Annotated in this window: 24 protein-coding genes; 16 read left to right on the top strand and 8 right to left on the bottom strand. The window is 69.3% G+C overall.

The annotated features are described in order from the left end of the window. A partial coding sequence (locus tag AC1DF3_RS33580) for an integrase core domain-containing protein (protein ID WP_478142344.1) occupies nt 1-154 on the top strand: 154 nt, incomplete at its 5' end. On the opposite strand, the gene AC1DF3_RS33575 is transcribed toward AC1DF3_RS33580, so the two are convergent. From AC1DF3_RS33575 to AC1DF3_RS33565, 3 genes are read right to left on the bottom strand one after another with little or no spacing between them, the layout of a single operon-like run. Then, nucleotides 151-783 (bottom strand): TetR/AcrR family transcriptional regulator, encoded by a 633-nt coding sequence (locus AC1DF3_RS33575; RefSeq protein WP_301816009.1) that lies wholly within the window; start codon nt 781-783, stop codon nt 151-153. The genes AC1DF3_RS33580 and AC1DF3_RS33575 overlap by 4 nt on opposite strands. Nucleotides 784-816: 33 nt before the next feature. After that, nucleotides 817-1,260: a phasin family protein gene (locus tag AC1DF3_RS33570; RefSeq protein WP_478142341.1), complete on the bottom strand. Its 444-nt coding sequence runs from the start codon at nt 1,258-1,260 to the stop codon at nt 817-819. 17 nt (nt 1,261-1,277) lie between these two features. Then, nucleotides 1,278-1,754 carry a hypothetical protein gene (locus AC1DF3_RS33565; RefSeq protein ID WP_478142340.1) on the bottom strand — a complete coding sequence of 159 codons (477 nt, stop codon included), beginning with the start codon at nt 1,752-1,754 and terminating at the stop codon, nt 1,278-1,280. 226 nt (nt 1,755-1,980) lie between these two features. Between AC1DF3_RS33565 and AC1DF3_RS33560 the strand changes: the two genes are divergently transcribed. Next, the gene (locus AC1DF3_RS33560) at nt 1,981-2,592 is read left to right on the top strand and encodes a M15 family metallopeptidase (RefSeq protein ID WP_478142339.1); all 612 of its coding nucleotides are present in this window, start codon (nt 1,981-1,983) and stop codon (nt 2,590-2,592) included. 25 nt (nt 2,593-2,617) lie between these two features. Here AC1DF3_RS33560 and AC1DF3_RS33555 read toward each other — a convergent pair whose 3' ends face one another. From AC1DF3_RS33555 to AC1DF3_RS33545, 3 genes are all read right to left on the bottom strand, one after another. After that, on the bottom strand, nt 2,618-3,340 hold the full coding sequence (locus AC1DF3_RS33555; RefSeq protein WP_478142338.1) for a hypothetical protein: 723 nt from the start codon (nt 3,338-3,340) through the stop codon (nt 2,618-2,620). Nucleotides 3,341-3,354: 14 nt separating this feature from the next. Beyond that, on the bottom strand, nt 3,355-4,158 hold the full coding sequence (locus tag AC1DF3_RS33550) for a peptidoglycan-binding protein (RefSeq protein ID WP_478142337.1): 804 nt from the start codon (nt 4,156-4,158) through the stop codon (nt 3,355-3,357). Between the two features lie 95 nt (nt 4,159-4,253). Further along, nucleotides 4,254-5,186 (bottom strand): LysR substrate-binding domain-containing protein, encoded by a 933-nt coding sequence (locus AC1DF3_RS33545; RefSeq protein ID WP_478142336.1) that lies wholly within the window; start codon nt 5,184-5,186, stop codon nt 4,254-4,256. 116 nt (nt 5,187-5,302) lie between these two features. Between AC1DF3_RS33545 and AC1DF3_RS33540 the strand changes: the two genes are divergently transcribed. The 6 genes from AC1DF3_RS33540 (at nt 5,303) to AC1DF3_RS33515 (ending at nt 13,228) form a co-directional block, all read left to right on the top strand. Then, a complete protein-coding gene (locus AC1DF3_RS33540; RefSeq protein ID WP_478142335.1) occupies nt 5,303-6,391 on the top strand; it encodes a tartrate dehydrogenase in 1,089 nt (362 codons plus the stop codon). An 88-nt stretch (nt 6,392-6,479) separates the two neighbouring features. Then, nucleotides 6,480-7,826, top strand: coding sequence for a C4-dicarboxylate transporter DctA (gene dctA / locus AC1DF3_RS33535; RefSeq protein ID WP_478142334.1), 1,347 nt, complete (start codon nt 6,480-6,482; stop codon nt 7,824-7,826). A gap of 22 nt (nt 7,827-7,848) precedes the next feature. Beyond that, on the top strand, nt 7,849-9,159 hold the full coding sequence (locus AC1DF3_RS33530) for a glycerate kinase type-2 family protein (RefSeq protein WP_478142333.1): 1,311 nt from the start codon (nt 7,849-7,851) through the stop codon (nt 9,157-9,159). 1 nt (nt 9,160) lies between these two features. Further along, nucleotides 9,161-10,576, top strand: a complete 1,416-nt coding sequence (gene pyk, locus AC1DF3_RS33525; RefSeq protein ID WP_478142332.1) for a pyruvate kinase — start codon at nt 9,161-9,163, stop codon at nt 10,574-10,576. 105 nt (nt 10,577-10,681) lie between these two features. Continuing rightward, on the top strand, nt 10,682-11,656 hold the full coding sequence (locus tag AC1DF3_RS33520; protein ID WP_478142331.1) for a Bug family tripartite tricarboxylate transporter substrate binding protein: 975 nt from the start codon (nt 10,682-10,684) through the stop codon (nt 11,654-11,656). A 75-nt stretch (nt 11,657-11,731) separates the two neighbouring features. After that, nucleotides 11,732-13,228 carry a DASS family sodium-coupled anion symporter gene (locus tag AC1DF3_RS33515; RefSeq protein ID WP_478142330.1) on the top strand — a complete coding sequence of 499 codons (1,497 nt, stop codon included), beginning with the start codon at nt 11,732-11,734 and terminating at the stop codon, nt 13,226-13,228. A 10-nt stretch (nt 13,229-13,238) separates the two neighbouring features. Here the strand turns inward: AC1DF3_RS33515 and AC1DF3_RS33510 are convergent, their stop codons facing one another. Continuing rightward, nucleotides 13,239-13,928 (bottom strand): glutathione S-transferase family protein, encoded by a 690-nt coding sequence (locus AC1DF3_RS33510; protein ID WP_478142329.1) that lies wholly within the window; start codon nt 13,926-13,928, stop codon nt 13,239-13,241. 148 nt (nt 13,929-14,076) lie between these two features. On the opposite strand from AC1DF3_RS33510, the gene AC1DF3_RS33505 reads away from it, so the two are divergent. From AC1DF3_RS33505 to AC1DF3_RS33495, 3 genes are read left to right on the top strand one after another with little or no spacing between them, the layout of a single operon-like run. Further along, nucleotides 14,077-14,634: a VOC family protein gene (locus tag AC1DF3_RS33505; protein WP_478142328.1), complete on the top strand. Its 558-nt coding sequence runs from the start codon at nt 14,077-14,079 to the stop codon at nt 14,632-14,634. After that, entirely contained in the window at nt 14,627-16,126 is a 1,500-nt protein-coding gene (mhpA, locus tag AC1DF3_RS33500; RefSeq protein ID WP_478142327.1) for a bifunctional 3-(3-hydroxy-phenyl)propionate/3-hydroxycinnamic acid hydroxylase MhpA, read from the top strand. Before AC1DF3_RS33505 ends, mhpA begins: the two co-directional genes overlap by 8 nt. A 52-nt stretch (nt 16,127-16,178) precedes the next feature. Further along, complete coding sequence (locus AC1DF3_RS33495; protein WP_478142326.1) at nt 16,179-17,030, top strand: fumarylacetoacetate hydrolase family protein; 852 nt, start codon at nt 16,179-16,181, stop codon at nt 17,028-17,030. 31 nt (nt 17,031-17,061) lie between these two features. On the opposite strand, the gene msrA is transcribed toward AC1DF3_RS33495, so the two are convergent. Further along, nucleotides 17,062-17,817 (bottom strand): peptide-methionine (S)-S-oxide reductase MsrA, encoded by a 756-nt coding sequence (gene msrA, locus AC1DF3_RS33490; RefSeq protein ID WP_301815994.1) that lies wholly within the window; start codon nt 17,815-17,817, stop codon nt 17,062-17,064. 181 nt (nt 17,818-17,998) lie between these two features. On the opposite strand from msrA, the gene msrB reads away from it, so the two are divergent. From msrB to AC1DF3_RS33465, 5 genes are all read left to right on the top strand, one after another. Next, entirely contained in the window at nt 17,999-18,508 is a 510-nt protein-coding gene (gene msrB, locus AC1DF3_RS33485; RefSeq protein WP_478142325.1) for a peptide-methionine (R)-S-oxide reductase MsrB, read from the top strand. 62 nt (nt 18,509-18,570) lie between these two features. Then, nucleotides 18,571-19,296 carry an RNA polymerase sigma factor gene (locus AC1DF3_RS33480; RefSeq protein ID WP_478142324.1) on the top strand — a complete coding sequence of 242 codons (726 nt, stop codon included), beginning with the start codon at nt 18,571-18,573 and terminating at the stop codon, nt 19,294-19,296. A gap of 2 nt (nt 19,297-19,298) precedes the next feature. Continuing rightward, nucleotides 19,299-19,868, top strand: coding sequence for a ferritin-like domain-containing protein (locus tag AC1DF3_RS33475; RefSeq protein WP_478142323.1), 570 nt, complete (start codon nt 19,299-19,301; stop codon nt 19,866-19,868). A gap of 41 nt (nt 19,869-19,909) precedes the next feature. Then, on the top strand, nt 19,910-20,269 hold the full coding sequence (locus AC1DF3_RS33470) for a c-type cytochrome (protein WP_478142343.1): 360 nt from the start codon (nt 19,910-19,912) through the stop codon (nt 20,267-20,269). A gap of 103 nt (nt 20,270-20,372) precedes the next feature. Next, on the top strand, nt 20,373-20,747 hold the full coding sequence (locus AC1DF3_RS33465) for a hydroxyisourate hydrolase (RefSeq protein WP_286530884.1): 375 nt from the start codon (nt 20,373-20,375) through the stop codon (nt 20,745-20,747). Nucleotides 20,748-20,752 lie beyond the last annotated feature (5 nt).

Below are 20,752 nucleotides of genomic sequence, written 5' to 3'. Positions count from 1 at the left end.
CGCCAGGCCCTACGAAAGCTCAGCTCAACGCGAGGCCGCGCTACAGCCCTTCATCCATCACTACAACTGGCATCGGCCACACTCAGCCCTCAACCATCAGCCGCCCATGAGCCGGATACCGGCCATGAACAACCTGCTGAAACTCGACAGCTAGCCCAGGTACTTGCCCCGCAGGTAGTCGAGGTAGGCCCGCGAGTCGCTGGAGACGTAGGGCGAGATCAGCGTGAGCGTGTAGAAGGCCGCCAATCCGGGGTCGGCCTGCGCCTCTGCCTCCCGCCCCGGCACCAGGCGCTCGAACGACAGCCAGCAGGTGGTGGTGAAGACGATCTGCAGGGCGAGGATGCGCGCCTGCTCGGCGCTGGTCTGGATCACTCCCGAGGCCACCAGCCCCTCGCACAGGGACTGCGCGGCAAGCAGGTTCTGCGCCGTGAGGTCCTGGGCCCGCTGTCCCAGGGCGGGGTATTCGGCGGCCAGGAAGGCCATGTCGCGGTAGACGAACCGGTATTCGTCGATGGCTTCGAAGCGCAGGTGCAGCGCCAGCCACAGGTCGTCGATCGCGGCGACGGCGGCGGTCGACCCGTTCAGCAGCCCGAGCCGCTGCTCGAAGCGCATGAACAGCCGTTCGACGATCAGCTGCTTGGCCTTGAAGTGGTAGTGCAGGTTGCCGGGGCTGATGCCCATCTCGGCCGCGATCTTGTGCGTCGACACGGCCGCCAGGCCTTCCGCATTGAACAGCGCGAGGCTGGTCAGCAGGATCCGGTCGCGGGTGTTGGGACTGGCCACGGGCGATGAAGGATGGCGCTCGGGATCGGGGGGTCAGCGCTTGCGCCGGGCGGCCGGCCTCGCCGCATCGAGCTGCTCGCGCAGCTGCCTCACCTCGTCGCGCAAGGCCTGGAGTTCTTCGGCGCTCGGCAGGCCCAGGCGCTGCAGTGCGCTCGCCACGCGCTGGTCGAACACGTCCTCGAACTTGCGGATGCCGAAGCTGTCCAGGCCCGGGAACCCGGCCGCGGGCCGGGCGCCTCCGGCATCGGTCTTCTGGATGCCGAGCAGGCCCTCGATCACGTGGGTGTGGCGCTTGACGACGTCGGTGCCGACGTTGCCCAGCGCCTTCAGGCCCGCGCGCAGCAGGCCTTCGGCGCCGGCGGGCTTGCCGGCGGCTTCGGTGGGTGGCGTCGCCGCGCTCGCCTTCTTGCGAGGCGCGGCTGGCTTCCTGGCCGGCGCCGGCTTCTTCGGCAGCGCCGAGTCCTTGCGGGTCGCCATGCTTCGGTCCCCGGGGATCAGGCGGCCTTGCGGCTGGCGCGGCGGGCGGTCCTGGCGACGGCCACGGCCCCGCCCTTCGCTGCCGGGGCTTCTTCGGCGTCGGCCACGCGCGTCTCGAGCTTCCTGGCGCCCTCGGCGATCTTGTCGGCGATCTGCGCGTGCACGTTGGCGATCGGCAGGTTGATGGCGCTGAAAGTGCTCAACAGGGAGGTCGCGATCGGCGACTCGATCCGGGCCGCGCGGTCGGCCACGGCCTCGATGCCCTTGGTGCCGGCTTCGGCCATGCGGTCGAGCACCTCCACCACGCGGCCGCTGTCGATGTCGAGGCGGTTGGAGAGGAACTCGGTGACCTTCTGCATCTGGCCATGGCGCGACGCGGCGCCATCGAGCAGGCGGCGCGCGCCGCTGCGCCAGGCGCCGACGAGGGTCTTGCCGACTTCGTGGTATTGGCCAACGACGTGGACGGCGACGGAAGAGAGGTTTTGCGCGGACATGAGGTTTTCCTTGGTTGTGACTGACGATTCGCGGGATGCGACAGCCTGATGTTCTTCGCAAGGGCCTAGGCCAGGAAAACTAGATTCATCACAAAGTTAGTCCAATCGCCCCAATTTCCTGCATCCGCATTCTGCGACAGCCCGGGCCTGCCGCATCTGGCGAACGCGATATTGCGCATCCCGCCGCTCTGCCTAAGCTCGGCCGTCTCGCAACAGGAGGTCGTGCATGAACATCAACGCGGTGGTCCGAAGCGTCCAGGCGGCGCTGGGTGTCTCGGTCGATGGCAATCCGGGTCCCGAGACATGGCGAGCGATCCACGAGAAGATCGTCGGCAAGTCGGTCCCGAAATCGGCCGCCTTCGCAGGCAAGGCGGATGAGCGCAGCGAGAAGACCATCGCCACGCTGCACCCGCAGGTCGCGCCCTACGCGAGGATGCTGGTCGAGCGCGCGGCGGCCGCCAACATCGAGATCAAGATCTTGAGCGGTACGCGCACCTATGCCGAGCAGGACGCCCTGTTCGCGATCGGCCGCACCAAGGAAAAGAACAGGCGGCCCGTGACCAATGCGAAGGGAGGCGAGTCCAACCACAACTTCGGCATCGCCTTCGACGTCGGGGTGTTCCGCGGCAAGGACTACCTTGGCGACAGCCCGCTCTACGCCACGGTGGGTGCGATCGGCATGGACATCGGCCTCGAATGGGGCGGCCAGTGGGAAAGCTTCGTCGACATGCCGCACTACCAGCTGCGCCCCGATTGGTCGCAAGGCATGTCGGAGCGCGAGATGCTGCGCGAGTTGCGGGCCAGGAAGGCGTCGGGCAAGGATGCCTACGCCACTTGAGCCAGCGGCCGGCCGGCGCTGACGCTCAGGCCGGGCAGGTACTGCCGAGCAAGGTCTTCGAGTCCGCCAGCGGTCGCGCGCCGGCCTCGCGCAGCGCGTCCACCCGTTGCTGGAAGGCGCTGCGGTGCGCGGGGCTTCCCGTTTTCACGCTGAACGAGAGCTCGACGACCCGCTTGCCGGTCGGGAGCAGCCACTCCTCGACTTTCCAGTCGTCCTGCGATTTGAACCGGCGAACGTGGTTGACGCAGGGCTTGGGCACCATGCCGGTGGCCGGCGGGAAGGCCGCAGCGGCGGCGGCCTCGACGGAACAGCTGAAGGAGATGGCTTCGCGCGGCGTCGGCGCGGCATCCGCCCCTTCGTCGGCCGCCCAGTTCACATCCACCTCCAGCTTGCCCTCGCGCTTCGGGCCGGCCAGGGGGCAGGACCAAGTCGACAGCAGCTTCCTGGCCGCCTTCGACAATGGGGCTCGCACCTTGTACATCGACTCCGGCCCGTCATCGTCGGTCCGCTCGCGCGCCACCGCGCCGTAGCTGTCGTCGGGCAGCCCCGCGGGTCGCCGGACGTCGAGGTAGCGGACCACCAGCGCCTTGGGCTTGTCGTCCGCGATGCCGAGTTGCCTGGCCGCCTGCTGCGCCGTCGCCGGGCCGCCCTGTGCCGGGTCCCAGCGGAACGCGTACTCGGTCCGGTCCGCATGGGCGCAGACGCAGGTCGCCAGGGCGAGGGCGGCAACCAGGCAGGAAGTTCGCATGGCGTGCTCGTCTCTCAGCGGGGCATGGCCATGTCGCCCCTCTTGAAGGAGGTCTCGAACTGCTCCCAACCGTGCAGGCCGCCGTTGACCAGGCGCCGCGCCGCCTGGAAGTTCCCATGCAGGATCGCATCCTTGATCTGCAGCTCCCGGTCGGCCAGGAACAGGCTCAGCAGGTCGGCCGCGACGCTGGACGTGTTCGCCAGTTCGGGTTTCTTCACCAGGTCCGCGGGGGTGGGCAGCCGTGGCCCGTAGCGCAGGTAGTTCGAGCGGCCCGTGAGCTGCACGAAGCCGCGCCCCTTGAACAGCGCGCCGTCGGGCGGGCCCTGGTTGCCGAGGTCGCTGCGGTGGTCGTAGAGATCGAAGGGATGCCCGGTGGGCGAGGTGTTGAAGGCGCTGATGCCTTCGCTGATCGGCGCGCAGCCCGCCGTCTCGGCACGGATGGTGGCGATGGCCATGAGCACCATGGTCCGGTCCGGGATCTCGAAGGCGCGAAGCGAAGCCAGGATGACCGGCAGATGGGTCTTGATGTTCGCGAGCGGCGCACCCGGCAGCATCAGGGAGGCGACCTGGACGCTCATGTCGCCGGTGGCGTCGGGCAGGTCCGCGGACTCGACCAGGCCCAGGGCATGGAGGGTTCGAGGCCCTGCGATGCCGTCGGCCAGCAGTCCCTTGGCTTGCTGGAACGCGGACACCGCGTTGAAGGTGCCGGTTCCGAAGTCGCCATCGATGACGCCGGGGTTGAAGCCCGCCGCCAGCAAGGCCTGCTGAAGCGCGGTGACATCTGGGCCTTGGTCGCCATAAACGAGCTTGAGCCTCATGGTTGCATCTCCTCGCGGCAGCTGTAGCCAAAAAAGTGTCGATGGCAACCGGGGCGGGTGTCAAGGCTCGCCGGGTTGGAAGGCCGGCGCCGTTCTCAAGCAGCCGCCGGCGACGCCCTGGGCTGCTGAAGCACGAGCGCCGCGAAATCCACGAAGGCCCGCACCCGCGCCGCCAGCTGGTGGCGCTGCGGATACACGGCGTAGATGTCCGCGTCCGGCGTGTAGCAATGGGGCAGCACCTGCACCAGCCGGCCGTTGCGCAGGTAGCGCTCGATGTCCCATTCGGCCCGCATCAGGATGCCATGGCCATCGAGCGCCCAGCTGACCGCGATCTCGCCGTCGTTGGTGGTCAGGTTGCCCCGGGTCCTGACCGACTCGGTGGTCGCGCTGCGGCCCCGGCCGCTCGCCAGCCGCCAGACGCCGTAGGCCTCCTCGCCCTGCCGGATCCCGATGCAGTTGTGCCTGGTGAGATCGTTCGGCACCTTGGGAATGCCATGCTTCGCGAGGTAGGCCGGCGCGGCGCACAGCAGCCTCCGGTTGGGCGCCAGCTGCCGGGCGATCACCCGCGAATCCGGCGGCGCGCCGAAGCGGATGCAGATGTCGAACGAGTCCTCGGTCAAGGCCGGTGGATTCACCGACAGCTGCAGCTGCACCTGGACCTCGGGGTGCTTGCGCACGAACTTCGAGATGATCGGCGCCACATGGCTGCGGCCGAAGCCCAGCGTCGCGTTGACCCGCAGCAGGCCCTTGGGCGTGGCCTTGGCCACCCCGAGGATCTCCGCCATGCCGTCGATCTCGCCGAGGATGCGCCGGGCGTGCTCCAGGTACAGCTCGCCCTCGGGGGTCAGGCTCATCCGGCGCGTGGTCCGGTTGACCAGCGCCACGCCCAGGCGGGACTCCATCAGCGCCAGGTGCTTGCTCACCGCGGGCGTGGTGATGCCGAGCTCGCGTGCCGCCGCGCTGAGGCTCCCCGCGCCGGCGAGGGCCGAGAAGAAGCCGAGGTCTGCAGGTTGGATGCCGGGTGTCATGGGCCGCTGATTGTTGAATCCAGGTAAATGATGGATTCACTTTAGCCCCGATCCAATGGCCCGTCGAGTTCCTACAGTACGCCTACCCCCTACCCAAACCCCCAGGAGACAAGCCCATGAAGACGTACAAGATCGCGACCATCCCCGGCGACGGCATCGGCAAGGAAGTCGTTCCGGCCGGCCAGCAGGTGCTGGCCGCACTGGCCTCGGCCAGCGACAAGTTCCAGTTCGAGTTCGAGAACTTCGACTGGGGCGGCGACTACTTCCGCGAGCACGGCGTGATGATGCCGGACGACGGCCTGAACGCACTGCGCGACAAGGACGCCATCCTGTTCGGCTCGGCCGGCGACCCGCACATCCCCGACCACATCACGCTGTGGGGCCTGCGCCTGAAGATCTGCCAGGGCTTCGACCAGTACGCCAACGTGCGCCCGACACGAATCCTCCCCGGCATCGACGGCCCGCTCAAGCGCTGCGGACCCGACGACCTCAACTGGGTCATCGTCCGCGAGAACTCCGAAGGCGAGTACGCCGGCGTCGGCGGCCGCGTGCACCAGGGCCATCCGATCGAGGCCGCCACCGACGTCTCGATGATGACCCGCGCCGGCGTCGAGCGCATCATGCGCTTCGCGTTCAAGCTGGCCCGGTCGCGCCCCCGCAAGCAGCTCACGGTGATCACCAAGAGCAACGCCCAGCGCCACGCGATGGTGATGTGGGACGAGATCGCCTTGCAGGTCTCGAAGGAGTTCCCCGATGTGAAGTGGGACAAGGAGCTGGTCGACGCTTCGACCGCCCGCATGGTCAACAACCCCGCTTCGCTCGACACCATCGTCGCCACCAACCTGCATGCCGACATCCTGAGCGACCTCGCGGCCGCGCTGGCCGGCAGCCTGGGCATCGCGCCGACCGGCAACATCGACCCGGAGCGCCGCTACCCGTCGATGTTCGAGCCGATCCACGGCTCGGCCTTCGACATCATGGGCAAGGGCCTGGCGAACCCGGTCGGCACCTTCTGGTCGGTCGTGATGCTGCTCGAGCACCTGGGCGAATTCGACGCCGCCAAGCGCGTCATGGCGGCGATCGAGAAGGTCACCGCCGACAAGAGCCTGCACACCCGCGACCTCGGCGGCAAGGCCACCACCGCCGACGTGACCCAGGCGGTCTGCGGCCAGGTGCTGGCGGCGTCGCAGCGCAAGGCGGCCTGAGGCCGCGCCGCCCTCCAACCCCGGTTCCGAAGCAGCCGCAAGAGCTGCCGGGGCCCGCTCGTGCCTACCCAACGCCAGGAGACAAACCATGCGCCGCTTCTTGGGAAAACTCTACGTGCAAGTGCTGATCGGCGTGTTTGCCGGCGTCGCGCTTGGCTTCTTCCACCCGAACCTCGCCAGCGACTTCAAGCCGCTCGGCGACATCTTCATCAAGCTGATCAAGATGGTGTTCGCGCCGATCATCTTCGCCACCGTGGTGCTGGGCATCGCCCGCATGGAGAACATGAAGGAGCTCGGCCGGGTCGGCGTCCGGGCGCTGATCTATTTCGAGCTGCTGTCGACCTTCGCCCTGCTGCTCGGGCTGGTGGTCGTGAATGTGGTCGGTCCGGGCCGGGGAATGAACATCGACGTCTCCCAACTCGACGCCAAGGCCATCGCCAGCTACACGGCGGCGGCCGCCAGGCCGGAGGGCTTCATCGAGTTCGTCATGCACCTGGTGCCGATCAGCATCGTCGATGCCCTGGCGAAGAACGACATCCTGCAGATCCTGGTCTTTGCAACGATGTTCGGTGTCGCCCTCTCGCACATCGGGCCGCGCGCCAAGCCCGTGGTGGACTTCCTCGACTCGTTCACGCACGGCATCTTCGCGGTGGTCGGGATGATCATGCGGCTGGCGCCGCTGGCCGCCTTCGGCGCCATGGCCTTCACGGTCGGCAAGTACGGGCTCGGCTCGGTGCTCTCGCTCGGCAAGCTGATGGGCACGATGTACCTCACCTGCTTCCTGTTCGTGACGCTGGTCCTCGGCGGCATCGCACGCCTTTCGGGCTTCAGCCTGTGGAAGTTCCTGAAGTACATCAAGGACGAGCTGTTCACGGTGCTCGGCACCAGCTCGTCCGAATCGGTGGTGCCGCAGTTGATGCGCAAGCTGGAGCACGCGGGCGTGTCGAAGCCGGTGGTCGGCCTGGTCGTGCCTGCCGGCCTGACCTTCAACCCCGACGGCCAGTGCATCTACTACACGATGGCGGCGATCTTCATCGCCCAGGCGACCAACACGCCGCTGTCGATGACCGACCAGTTCGTGATCCTCGGCGTGCTGCTGCTGACCTCCAAGGGCTCGGCCGGCGTCACCGGGTCGGGGTTCATCACGCTGGCCGCGACGCTGGCCTCGATGGGCAAGATCCCGGTCGCAGGCATGGTGCTGCTGCTCGGCGTGGACCGCTTCATGTCGGAGGCCCGCGCGATCACCAACACGATCGGCAATGCCGTGGGCACCGTGGCCATCGCGCGCTGGGTCGGCGCGGTCGACCGCCCGCGGCTGGCGCAGGTGCTCGACGGCCGGTCGGAGCCCGAACGGCTCGAAGACCTGTACGAGGAGCCGGACGACTCCAACGTCAAGCCGCTGCGCGCCCCCGCCGATGTCCGCATCGCCGCCTGATGCCCCGGCACGGAGCCCCGTCATGAACGACACCGCGACCCGCCAGCTGATGCGCGCCATGTTCGACGCCGCGGTGGCGGCCGCCCAGCCCGCGCTGTGCGTGCCGCGCCACCTGCCGGCGCCACCCAAGGGCCGGCTGGTGGTGATCGGCGCCGGCAAAGCGTCGGCGGCGATGGCTCGCGCGGTCGAGGACCATTGGCAGGGGCCGCTGTCCGGTCTCGTGGTGACACGCTACGGCTACGCGGTGCCCTGCCGCCGCATCGAGATCGTCGAAGCCGCGCATCCGGTGCCGGACGCCGCAGGCGAGCTGGCCGCACGCCGCATGCTGCAGCAGGTCGAAGGGCTCACGGCCGACGACCTGGTGCTGTGCCTGACCTCCGGCGGCGGCTCCTCGCTGATGCCGCTGGCGCTGCCAGGCCTCACGCTGGCCGACAAGCAGGCGCTGAACCGCGCGCTGCTCGCCAGCGGCGCCCCGATCTCGGAGATGAACTGCGTGCGCCGCCACCTGTCGGCGATCAAGGGCGGCCGGCTGGCCGCGGCCTGCCGGCCGGCCCGGGTCGTGAACCTGCTGCTGTCGGACGTGCCCGGCGACGATCCGGTCGACATCGCCTCGGGCCCCACGGTGGCCGACCCGAGCACCTGCGGCGACGCGCTCGAGATCCTGCGCAGACATGGCATCGACATTCCGCCGCGGGCGCTCGCGCTGCTGGAGAGCGGCGCGGGCGAGACGCTCAAGCCCGGCGATCCGCGACTGCCGGAGATCGAGACCCGCTTCGTCGCGACCCCGCAGATGGCGCTCGAGGCCGCCGCCGAGGTGGCGCGCGCGGCCGGCCTGCGGCCCTTCATCCTCGGCGACGCGATCGAGGGGGAGGCGCGCGATGTCGCGCGGACCCTGGCCGGCATCGCGCTGCAGGTCGCGCGCCGCGGGCAGCCAGTGGCCGCGCCCTGCGTGCTGCTGTCCGGCGGCGAGACCACCGTGACCGTGCGCGGCGGGGGCCGCGGCGGGCGCAACGTCGAGTTCCTGCTGGCCCTGGGCATCGCCCTCGGCGGCGAATCCGGCATCCACGCCATCGCGGGCGACACCGACGGCGTCGACGGCCAGGAAGAGATCGCCGGCGCGCTGCTCGCCCCCGACACCCTGGCGCGCGCCTGGGCCGGGGGCATGAAGCCGCGTGAACGGCTCGACGACAACGACGGGCACGGCTTCTTCGAAGCGCTCGGCGACGCGGTGGTGACCGGACCGACCCTGACCAACGTGAACGACTTTCGCGCGATCGTGATCGCCGGGCGCCATCCTGCGGCCGACACATCCGACCACGCATCCAGGAGCTGAGATGAAAAGAAGCAAGCAGGCCAAGATCGTGGCCACCCTCGGGCCGGCCAGCGACGACCGCCGGACGATCCAGGCGCTGTTCGATGCCGGCGCCGATGTCTTCAGGCTGAATTTCAGCCACGGCACGCACGAAGACCACCAGCGCCGGCTCGCGCTGATCCGCGAGATCGAGCGCGACAGCGGCCGCCCGGTCGGCGTGCTGCTCGACCTGCAGGGGCCGAAGCTGCGCATCGGCACCTTCCCCGGCGGGCCGATCGAGCTGGTCGAAGGCCAGCCGTTCCGGCTCGACCTCGACACCCGGTCGCCCGGCAACATCGAGCGGGTCGCGCTGCCCCACCCGGAGATCTTCGCAGCGCTGGAGGCCGGCACCGAGCTGCTGCTCGACGACGGACGGCTGCGGCTGCGGGTCGAGGGCTTCGGCAAGGACTTCGCCGACACCCGCGTGGTCAACGGCGGCACGCTGTCGGACCGCAAGGGCGTCAACGTGCCGGGCGTGGTGCTGCCGCTGTCGGCGATGACCGACAAGGACCGGGCCGACCTGGCCTTCGGCCTCGGCTTGGGCATCGACTGGGTGGCGCTGTCCTTCGTGCAGCGGCCCGAGGACGTGATCGAGGTGCGCCGGATCGTCGACGGCCGTGCCGGCATCGTCGCCAAGCTCGAGAAGCCTGCCGCGATCCAATCGCTGGACGCCATCGTGGCCGAGGCTGATGCGGTGATGGTGGCGCGCGGCGACCTCGGCGTCGAGATGCCGGCGGAGCAGGTGCCGGCGATCCAGAAGCGGATCATCCGGGCCTGCCGGCGCGCCGGCAAGCCGGTCATCGTGGCGACGCAGATGCTGGAGTCGATGGTCGCCGCGCCGGTGCCCACGCGTGCCGAGGCCTCCGACGTGGCGACGGCCATCTACGAAGGCGCCGATGCCGTCATGCTCTCCGCCGAGTCGGCCAGCGGCCGCTATCCGGTCGAGGCGGTGAAGATGATGAGCAGCATCATCACGCACACCGAAAGCGATCCCAACTACCGGGCCGCGATCGATGCCTCCCGCCCGGAGCCGCTGGCGCGCACCGCCGATGCGATCGGCGCCGCGATGCGGGACATCACCGGCCTGCTCAGCGCCGCGGCCACTGTCGCCTACACCAGCTCGGGCTACTCGGCCCTGCGCATGGCCCGCGAGCGGCCCCGCGCGCCCATCATCGGCATGACGCCGCGTCTCGCCACGGCGCGCCGCCTGGCACTGGCCTGGGGCGTGCACGCCGTGCTCTGCCACGAGGTGGTGGACGTGCCGGAGATGAGCGAGCTCGCCAGCCGGACCGCGCTGAAGGAAGGCTTCGGCGCCCCCGGACAGACCATCGTCATTTCAGCCGGCATGCCGTTCGGCACCTCCGGCACGACCAACCTGCTGCGCATCGCGCAGATCTGAAGGCACGCTCATTGTTGAACGCAGGTTAACCATGGATTCACTTTCGCAGTGATTCGGCCCCTGCATCGCTGACACCATTCGCCGCATACCCACAAGGAGACATTCATGACATCGACTCTCGCGCGCGCCCGCGTGCTCACCGCGCTCGTCCTCGGCCTGGCGGCCACCCTCGCCGGCGCCCAGGCGTGGCCCACCAAGCCGATCAGCCTCGTCGTGCCCTTCCCGCCCGGCGGCAGTTCGGACGTGCTGGCGCGGGCCATCGGCGACAAGCTCGGCCAGAGCCTGGGCCAGCCGGTGATCGTCGAAAGCCGGCCCGGCGCCGGCGCCACCCTGGGTGCCGACTACGTGGCCAAGGCCAAGCCCGATGGCTACACGCTGCTGATGGGCGCCGTGCACCACACCATCGCCACCAGCGTCTACAAGAAGCTGCCCTACGACTTCGAGAAGAGCTTCGCGCCGGTCACCACCATCGCGATGGTGCCCAATGTGCTGGTGGTCAACGCGAAGTCGCCGGCCACGGACGTCAAGCAGCTGGTCGCGCTGGCCAAGGCGTCGCCGGGCAAGCTCTCCTATGGCTCGAACGGCAACGGCACCGTGCAGCACCTGATCGGCACGCAGTTCGCGAGCCTGGCCGGCGTGGAGCTGCTGCACGTGCCCTACAAGGGAAGCGCGCCGCTGACCACCGACCTGCTGGGCGGCCAGGTCGACATGTCCTTCGACACGCTGACGCCGGTGGTCCAGCACATCAAGGGCGGCAAGCTGCGCGCGCTGGCGGTCACGACGGCGAAGCGCTCGAGCACCTTGCCCGACGTGCCCACGCTGGCCGAGTCCGGCCTCAAGGATTTCGACCAGGGCACCTGGTTCGGCATCCTGGCACCGGCCGCGACGCCGAAGGACATCGTCGAGCGGCTCAACACCGAGTTGGTGAAGATCATCCGGTCGCCGGAGTTCGGCAAGCGCATGGCCGAGATCGGTGCCGAGCCGGTCGGCGACACGCCGGCCCGGATGGGCGCGCAGATCAGGAGCGACACGGCCAAGTACGCGCAGCTGGTGAAGGAAGCGAAGGTCACGATCGACTGAGCCTCGCCCCGACCAGGTTGTCTTCCTGGCGCCCTTGCGCCAAGATCGACCCGGCCCGCGGGAGGGGGTCCGTCGATGAGCCTTGCCACCAACGATCCGGGCCAGCGAGCAACCGCGGTGCGCAAGCCGCCGCCCTGGGGCCTCTACCTCGCCGCGCTGGCCATGGTGGCCGTGCTGGCCCTCCCCTTGCCGGACGGCCTGCCGGTCGCCGGGCATCGCATGCTCGCCATCCTGGTGTTCGCGATCATCGTCTGGATCAGCGAGTCGGTGAGCTACGAAGCCAGCGCCATCATGATCACCTCGCTGATGGCGGCGCTGGTCGGCCTCGCGCCTCAGGTCGGCGATCCTTCACGCCTCTATGGCACCTCGCAGGCCCTGGGCATGGCGCTCGCGGGCTTCTCGAGCACGGCGCTGGCGCTGGTGGGCGCCGCCCTGTGCATCGCCGCCGCCATGACCATCACCGGACTGGACCGGCGCATCGCGCTGGTCACGCTGTCGATCATCGGCACCACCACCCGGCGGATTTTGATCGGCAGCATCATGGTCACCATCGTGCTGTCGCTGGTGGTGCCGAGCGCCACCGCGCGCAGCGCCTGCGTGGTGCCGATCATGATGGGCGTCATCGTCGCCTTCGGGGTCGACCGCCGCTCCAACATCGCCGCCGGCATCATGATCACGGTGGCCATGGCCACCAGCGTCTGGAACGTCGGCATCCAGACCGCGGCGGCGCAGAACCTGCTCACGGTCGGCTTCATGGACAAGCTGCTCGGCGAGCGCGTCAGCTGGCTGCAGTGGCTGATCGCCGGCGCGCCGTGGGCCGTCGTGATGTCGATCGTGCTGTACTTCATGGTCCGCTGGCTGCTGCCGCCCGAATCGGAGGCGATCGCCGGCGGCAAGGAAGCCGTGCAGCGCGACCTGGAGGCCCTCGGCCCGATGACCGGCCCGCAAAAGCGGCTGGCCGCGGTGTCGGTCGGCCTGCTGCTGTTCTGGGCCACCGAAGGCAAGCTGCATGACATCGACACCGCCTCGATCACCTATGTCGGCCTGGTGGTCCTGATGCTGCCGCGGCTCGGCGTGATGGACTGGAAATCGCTGCAGGGGCGCATCCCGTGGGGCACGCTGATCGTCTTCGGCGTCGGCATCAGCCTGGGCACGGCGCTGCTGTCGACGCAGGCGGGCCAGTGGCTGGGGCGCTTCGTGGTCGCGCATTCGGGGCTGGCCACGCAGGGGCCGGTGGCGGTGTTCGCGATCCTGTCGGCTTTCCTGATCGTCATCCACCTGGGCTTCGCCAGCGCCACCGCCCTCACCGCGGCGCTGCTGCCGATCCTGATCTCGGTGCTGCAGACCCTGCCGGGCGACATCCACAAGGTCGGCATGACCATGCTGCTCGGCTTCACGGTGAGCTTCGGCTTCATCCTGCCGATCAACGCGCCCCAGAACATGGTCTGCCTGGGCACCGAGACCTTCAACGGCAAGCAGTTCGCGCGCGTCGGCGTGCCGGTCACGATCGTGGGCTATGCGCTGATGCTGCTGTTCGCCGTCACCTACTGGCACTGGCTCGGCTGGACCTGAAGGGGTCCGCTCAGCCGGCCGTCGGGTCGAAGAACCGGCGCGACAGGCCGGCCCGCCCCGGATAGAACTTGAAATAGGGCCGCGCCTGGTCGATCACGGCCGCGACCGACGGGTGATCCATCAAGCGCTCGAAGTAGGCCGACAGCTGCACCTGCTGCGGCGGCAGCGGCAGGTAGGTGGCGGCATAGAACAGGGCCGGCGCGGCGGCGCAATCGGCCATGCTGAACGCGTCGCCCGCGACCCAGGTCCGGCCCTCGAGGCGGCGGTCGATCATGGCGTAGGCCATCGACAGGGTGTCCCGCGCCCGGGCCACGCTGCGTGGATCACGCTCGCCCTCGGGCTTGAGCAGGTCGGCCGTGAACGCCTGCATCGGCGTCATCACGTAGAGGTCGAAGAGCCGATCCCACAGGCGCACGTCGAGCGCGTCGGCGGCGTCATGCGGAACGAGCGTGCGGCCGCCAGCGGCATGGCTGTGCTGCAGGTGCTCGATGATGATGCTCGATTCGGGGACCGGCCGCCCCTGGTCCACGAGCAGGGGCATCTTGCCGGTGGGCCACAACGCCAGCCAGGCATCGCGCTCGGCGGGGTTGCCCAGGTCGAGCAGCCGCTTGTCGACCTCGACCCCGAGCAGGTCGATCGCGATCAGCACCTTCTGGCAGTAGGACGAGAGGGGGTGGTAGTGCAGCGTGAGGGCGGTCATGGCGCCCCGCATCCTGTGCGAATCCGGCAAGTTGTCAAGCCAGGTGGCGAGCAAAATACTTGCGTATTGTCACTTTGTGATAATCAATGCATAATTTACCCGAAGAATAGCCAACAGACCGCCGAGAATTTTCTCCAGGAGACAACGCATGCCAGAACAGAACCCGTCGCAGCTGCAGTTCAGCCACATGGGCCTCTACGTGACCGACCTGCCGGGGATGGCCGCCTTCTACAAGCGGGCCCTGCGATTCACCGAGACCGACGCCGGCGACCTCGGGCCGGTCCAGCTGGTGTTCCTGAGCCGCGACCCGTCCGAGCATCATCAACTGGTGCTGGCCACGGGACGGCCCCGGGAGATCGGCTTCAACGTCGTCAACCAGATCTCCTTCCGCGTCCCCGACATCGCCACGCTGCGCCTGTTCCACGACCGCCTGCTGGCCGAAGGCGCGCTGGACATGCACCCGGTCACGCACGGCAACGCCGTGTCGGTCTACTGCCGGGACCCCGAGGGCAACCGGCTGGAGCTGTTCGTCGACACGCCCTGGTACTGCGAGCAGCCGCTGCGCGAGCCGATCGACCTGTCACGCTCGGACGAGGCCATCCTTGCGCAGGCCGAAGCCATCGCCAAGCGGTTGCCGAAATTCATGAGCCGTGCGCAATGGCAGGCCGACGTGGCGCGCCGCATGCAGGAGGACCAGCGTGGCTGAGCCCGCGCGCGTGCACGACGTGGCGATCGTCGGCCTCGGGCCGACCGGGGCGACCCTGGCCAACCTGCTGGGCGCCGCCGGCCTGTCGGTGCTGGTGCTCGAGAAGGAAGGCGACATCTTCCCGCTCCCGCGGGCCATCCATTTCGACGGCGAGGTGCTGCGCATCCTCCAGGCCGCGGGGTTGCGCGAGCCGGCCCTGGCCATCGCCCGGGCCGGCGAGCAGGGCATGCACTTCGTGAACGCGGCCGGCGAGACGATGCTGATCCGGGGCGGCACGGCGGCGCTGGGCCCGCACGGCTGCGCCAACAACTACTACTTCCACCAGCCGGAGCTCGAAGCCGTCCTGCGCGCCGGGCTGGCGCGCTACCCCGGCGTGCAGCTGCGGCTGCGCCACGAAGTGGTCGGCGTGGCCCAGGACGAAGACGCCGCGACGCTGACGGTGCGCAACCTCGACGACGGGCAGACCGCCGCCGTCCGCGCCCGCTTCGTGGTCGGCTGCGATGGCGCGCGCTCGCCGGTGCGCCAGCACATGGGCAGCCGGATGGTCGACCTCGGCCTGAAGCAGCCCTGGCTGGTGTTCGATGTCGTGCTCGAGGAAGACGTCGCCCTGCCCACGCACACCGTGCAGCACTGCGACCCGGCCCGGCCGATGACCTACTGCAACGTGGTCGGCCGCCGGCGGCGCTGGGAGATCATGGTGCTGCCGGACGATGACAGGGACGCGATGGTGCAGCCCGCCGCGCTGTGGCGCATGGTCGCCCCCTGGGTGCGGCCCGACCAGGCGCGACTGGAGCGCGCCGCCATCTACACCTTCCACTCCGTCATTGCCGAGGGCTGGCGCCGGGGCCACCTGCTGCTGGCCGGCGACGCCTGCCACCAGACGCCGCCTTTCCTCGGCCAGGGCATGTGCGCCGGCCTGCGGGACGCCGCCAACCTGGCGTGGAAGCTCGAGGCCGTGCTGAAGCACGGGGCGCCGCCCGCGCTGCTGGACAGCTACGAGTCCGAGCGCGCGCCGCACGTGCGTGCGCTGATCGAAATGGCGGTGCGCCTGGGCAACATCATCCAGACCACCGACCCCGAACTCGCCGCCCAGCGCGACGCGAGATTCCGCACCGCCCAGCCCGAGATCTTCGAGCTGCCGCCCCAGTTGCTCGGCGCCGGGGCCTTCGACACTGCGCCCGGCACGCCGGCGGGCCGGCCGTTTCCGCAACCGCGCCTCGACGATGGCCGCCTGCTCGACGAATTGCTCGGGCGGCGCAGCGCGGTGATCGGCCGGGCCGGGGCCCTGGCAGCGGCCGCTCCGGCCACGGCCGAACGCTGGCGCCGCGCCGGCGCCATCGTCATCGACCGACCCGACACCTTGCTCGACCGCTGGCTGCAGGCCCACGAGGCCCAGGCCGTGATCCTGCGGCCCGACCGCTACATCGTCGGCGTGGCGCGCACGGGGACGGACCTCGATCGCATCTCGCAATACCTGCCGGTCGGGCCATGAAGCCGCGGCCAGGCACACACCCATCCGATCCACCTGCACACAGAAGCATTCCATGAAACTCATCAGCTACCAACACAACGGCACCGACAGCTACGGCGCGGTCGTCGGCGACCGCGTCGTCGAGCTGCGCCGGGCCTTCGGCGAGCGCGCCGCCGACCTGAAGGCGCTGATCGCCGCCGGCCTGCTGGGCGAGGCAGCCCGGGTCGTCGCCGCCGCCGCCGAGCCCGGGCCGAAGCTCGACGAGGTCCGGCTGCTGCCGGTGATTCCCAATCCGGGCAAGATCGTCTGCGTCGGGCTCAACTACGGCGAGCATGTGCGCGAGACCGGCCGCGAGATCACCGAGCAGCCGACCCTCTTCCTGCGCGTGGCCGAGTCGCAGCTCGCCCATGGCGAGGACATCGTGCTGCCGCCCGAGTCCACCAAGCTGGACTACGAAGGCGAGATCGCGGTCGTGATCGGCAAGGCAGGCCGCCGGATCGCCGAGCAGGACGCCTGGGATCACATCGCCGGCTACGCCTGCTACAACGACGGCAGCATCCGCGACTGGCAATCGGCCACGCCGCAATGGACCGCGGGCAAGAACTTCTGGCGCACCGGCGGCTTCGGCCCGTGGCTGGTGACGCGCGACGAGATCCGGGACGGCCAGGTGATGACCCTGGTGACCCGGCTCAACGGCCAGGAGATGCAGCGCACCACCACCGACAAGCTGATCCACAGCATCCCGCGCCAGATCGCCCACATCTCGGCCTTCACGCCGCTGGCCGCCGGCGACGTGATCGTGACCGGCACGCCCGGCGGCGTCGGTGCCAAGCGCACGCCGCCGGTCTGGATGAAGCCCGGCGACATCGTGGAGATCGAGGTCGACGCCATCGGCATCCTGCGCAACGGCATCCGGGCCGAATAGGCCTGCGCGGCAGCGGCGACGCAGGGGTTGCTCAACCGGCGGTGCGGCCGCCGACGAGCACCGGCTCGGCGCGGTAGCGATCCGGGAACACCTTCTTCAAGTTCTCGATCTTCGGCAGGTCGTTGAACACGATGTACGGCTGCGTCGGGTTGCGCGTCAGATAGTCCTGGTGGTAGGCCTCCGCCGGGAAGAAGCGCTTCTGCAGTTCGATGGTCGTCGCGATCGGCTGGCCGAAGCTCCTGGCCTTGTCGAGCTGCTCGATGTAGGCCTTGGCGATCCTGGCCTGCTCCGCGTTCTGCGCGAAGATCGTCGAGCGGTACTGCGTGCCGTGGTCCGGACCCTGCCGGTTGAGCTCGGTCGGGTTGTGGGCCACCGAAAAATAGATCTGCAGGATGCGCCCGTAGCTGATCTGCTTCGGGTCGTAGGTGATCGCAACCGCTTCGGCATGGCCGGTGCGCCCGGATCCCACCGACTCGTATTTGGCGGTCTTCTCGTCGCCGCCGGCATAGCCGGAGACCGCATTGGTGACGCCCTTCACGTGCTGGAACACGCCCTGCACGCCCCAGAAGCAGCCACCGGCAACGACGGCGGTTTCGGTCGCCGTCGTCGCGGCAGCGGCGTCGTCGGCGGGCACCGGGATCACCACCGCGCTCTCGGCCGCCAGCGACGGGACGACCCGAAAGGCGGCCGCGCCCGCCAGCACGGCGACCGCGCCGAGCGCGGCACGGCGCGAGAAGAAAGCGCCGCCGGCGAAACGCGGCGCAGGGGGGGTGGATGGCTTGTTCATGCTGGCGTCGTCCTTCGCTGGGTTGGTTGCGTTCGGGAGGCTGTCCCGCTCGATGTGAGTTCGCGAGCCACGGGTTCCCGGTTACACCCATGGCGTCAAAGTTGTCGCGGCCCCGGCTGTAACCGCCGACCGATGCACGACGAACTATGTGTCGGATGCACTGATTTGCAAAGGAACGACCATGCGCCCCCAAGGAAGACGCTTTGCCCTGCTGGCCGGCAGCTCCACGCTTGGGCTGGCGATCGCCAACGCGCTCGGCTGGAGCCCGCGCTCCGCCATCGCGGCGGAGCCGGCGAAGTTCGAGGTGACGCACACCGACGAGGAGTGGCGCAAGCTGCTCACACCCGGCCAGTACGCCGTGCTGCGCAAGGAGGGAACCGAGCGTCCCTATTCCAGTCCGCTGAACGACGAGCACCGTGCCGGTGTCTTCGCCTGCGCCGGCTGCAGCCTCGACGTCTTTTCCTCGAAGACCAAGTTCGACAGCGGAACCGGCTGGCCGAGCTTCTGGCAGCCATTGCCGAACGCCGTCGGCCAGACCGAGGACAAGACCTTCGGCATGGTGCGCACCGCGGTTCACTGCCGCCGCTGCGGCGGCCACCTGGGCCATGTGTTCGACGATGGGCCGAAGCCGACCGGGCTGCGCTATTGCATGAACGGGGTGGCGCTCAAGTTCACGCCGGCCGCGGCCTGATCGGCTCGAAAGAAAACTGAAACGCCCGGCTTCATCGCCCCATCTAATGGGGGCAGGAAGCCATGCCACACACCGCCCCCCACCCCATCGCCCCGGAGTCCGCCCCCGACCACGAACTCGCCTTGCGGGCCGCACGCGACGACGCGGCCGCCTTCGAGCGCATCATGCGCCGCCACAACCAGCTGCTGTTCCGCACCGCGCGCAGCATCCTCAAGAGCGACGACGATGCCGAAGACGCGCTGCAGGACGCCTACCTCGGCGCCTGGCGCGCGATCGGCAGCTTTCGCGACGACGCGCAGCTCGCCACCTGGCTCAGCCGGATCGTCATCAATGAATCGCTGGGACGCCTGCGCCGGCGCAGCGCGCAGGTGATTCCGCTGGACACCGCGATCGGCGCCGACGATGGCGACGCCCCCTGGATGGCGGACGATCCTGGCGACCGACCCGAAGGACTGGCCATGCGGGACGAGATACGACGACTCATGGAGGCTCGCATCGATCGGCTTCCGGACAGCTATCGCACGGTGTTCATGCTGCGCGCGGTCCAGGAACTGAGCGTGACCGAAACCGCGGCCATGCTGCAGCTTGCGGAAGCCACGGTGCGCACCCGCTTCTTCCGCGCCCGCAGCCTGTTGCGCGAGGGCCTGTCGCGCGATCTCGACGTCGCGCTCGGCGACGCCTTCTCGTTCGACGGTGCGCGCTGCGACCGCATCGTGGCGCACGTACTCGCCGAGCTCGGCGCCGCCGGCCATCCGCCCCCCATCGATCCCACCCCACGAGGAGACTAGCCATGTCGTTCTTTCAAATGCCCGCCCCGATCGCCGCCCGGCGCCTGTTCCTCGGCCAGTCCGGCCTGCTCCTGTCCGGGACCGCGGTCGCGCTGCTGTCCGGGCAGGACGCGCTGGCCGCCAAGTCCGACGGCGCGACGGGCAACGACGTCCAGGTCCTCAACACCGCCCTGGGGGCGGAACTCGAGGCGATCGCCGCCTACCTGCTGGGCGCCGAGAGCAAGCTGCTGGAGAAGCCGACGCTCGCGCTGGCGCTGACCTTCCAGGGGCACCACAAGGAGCATGCAGAGTTGCTGGCCAAGACGGTCGCCAAGCTGGGCGGCAAGCCGGCCACCCCCAAGCCGAGCTACGACTTTCCGGTGCAGCAGCTGAAGTCGCAGGCCGATGTGCTGCGCTTCGCCGCCCGCCTCGAGCAGGGCGCGGTGAGCGCCTACCTCGGCGCGGTTCCGTTGTTCGGCAACCCTGATCTCGCCAAGGCCGCTGCCAGCATCCTCGGGGACGAGGCGATGCACTGGGCCGTGCTGCGCCAGGCCATCGGCGAGACGCCCGTTCCGTCGGCCTTCGTGTCGTGAAGCCCTGCAGCCGATTGGCGGCCAGCCTGCTGGCCGCGTGGATGGGTGCGCCCGCGCAGGCCGCGCCGGACGCGCTGCGCGGCGAACAGGTCTATGCCCGCTGCCAGGCCTGCCATGCGCTGGCCAGCGACCGGGTCGGTCCACACCACTGCGGCCTGTTCGGGCGGTTGGCCGGCAGCGTGCCCGGCTTCGACTACTCGGAGGCGATGAAGAAGTCGCGCATCGTCTGGAACGACGCCACGCTCGACCGCTTCCTCGCCATGCCCCTGGCGGTGGTGCCCGGCAGCTCGATGACCTATGCCGGGATCGCGGACCCGGCCGAGCGGGCCGACCTGATCGCCTATCTCAAGCAGGCCAACGGCACGCCGGCGTGCGCCGCATTCTCGAAGGCGCAGCCCTGAAGGCGCACCAAGAAAATCGACCGGCCCCGTCCGACGGCACTTCGCCAGCATCCGTTAAATTCGCTCCTGTCGCGCGTCATGCGCCTGGAGGCAAGGAACGAGAATGCAAGCTGTGTCGATCCACGTCGTTGACGTGGCCAACGGGGTGGTTGCGGTCGGCATGCGGGTCGAGGTCTTGCGCAGGGAAACCGGCGAACGCGGTCGGGCCGAGCGCTGGGAGCCGCTGGTCGCCGGCAAGGTGGGGCGCAACGGCGTGGTGGACGGCATCGAGGGGCAGGCCCAACTGTTCGACATCGGTGTCTACGAGATGCGGCTGCACGTGGGCGACTACTACCGAGCGCGCGGACAGGCGCTTCCCGAGCCGGCCTTCATGGACGTGCAGTGTTTTCGCTTCGGCCTGGCCGATCCTTCGCAGCACTACCACCTGCCGGTCAAGCTCACCCCCTGGGGGCTCTCCTGCTTTCGCGGCGCCGCCTGATCTTG

The sequence above is a fragment of the Variovorax sp. 10N432 genome (assembly GCF_056394465.1).
The sequence above is the reverse complement of the archived record's forward strand: the minus strand, read 5'-3'. Positions and strand labels throughout refer to the sequence as shown.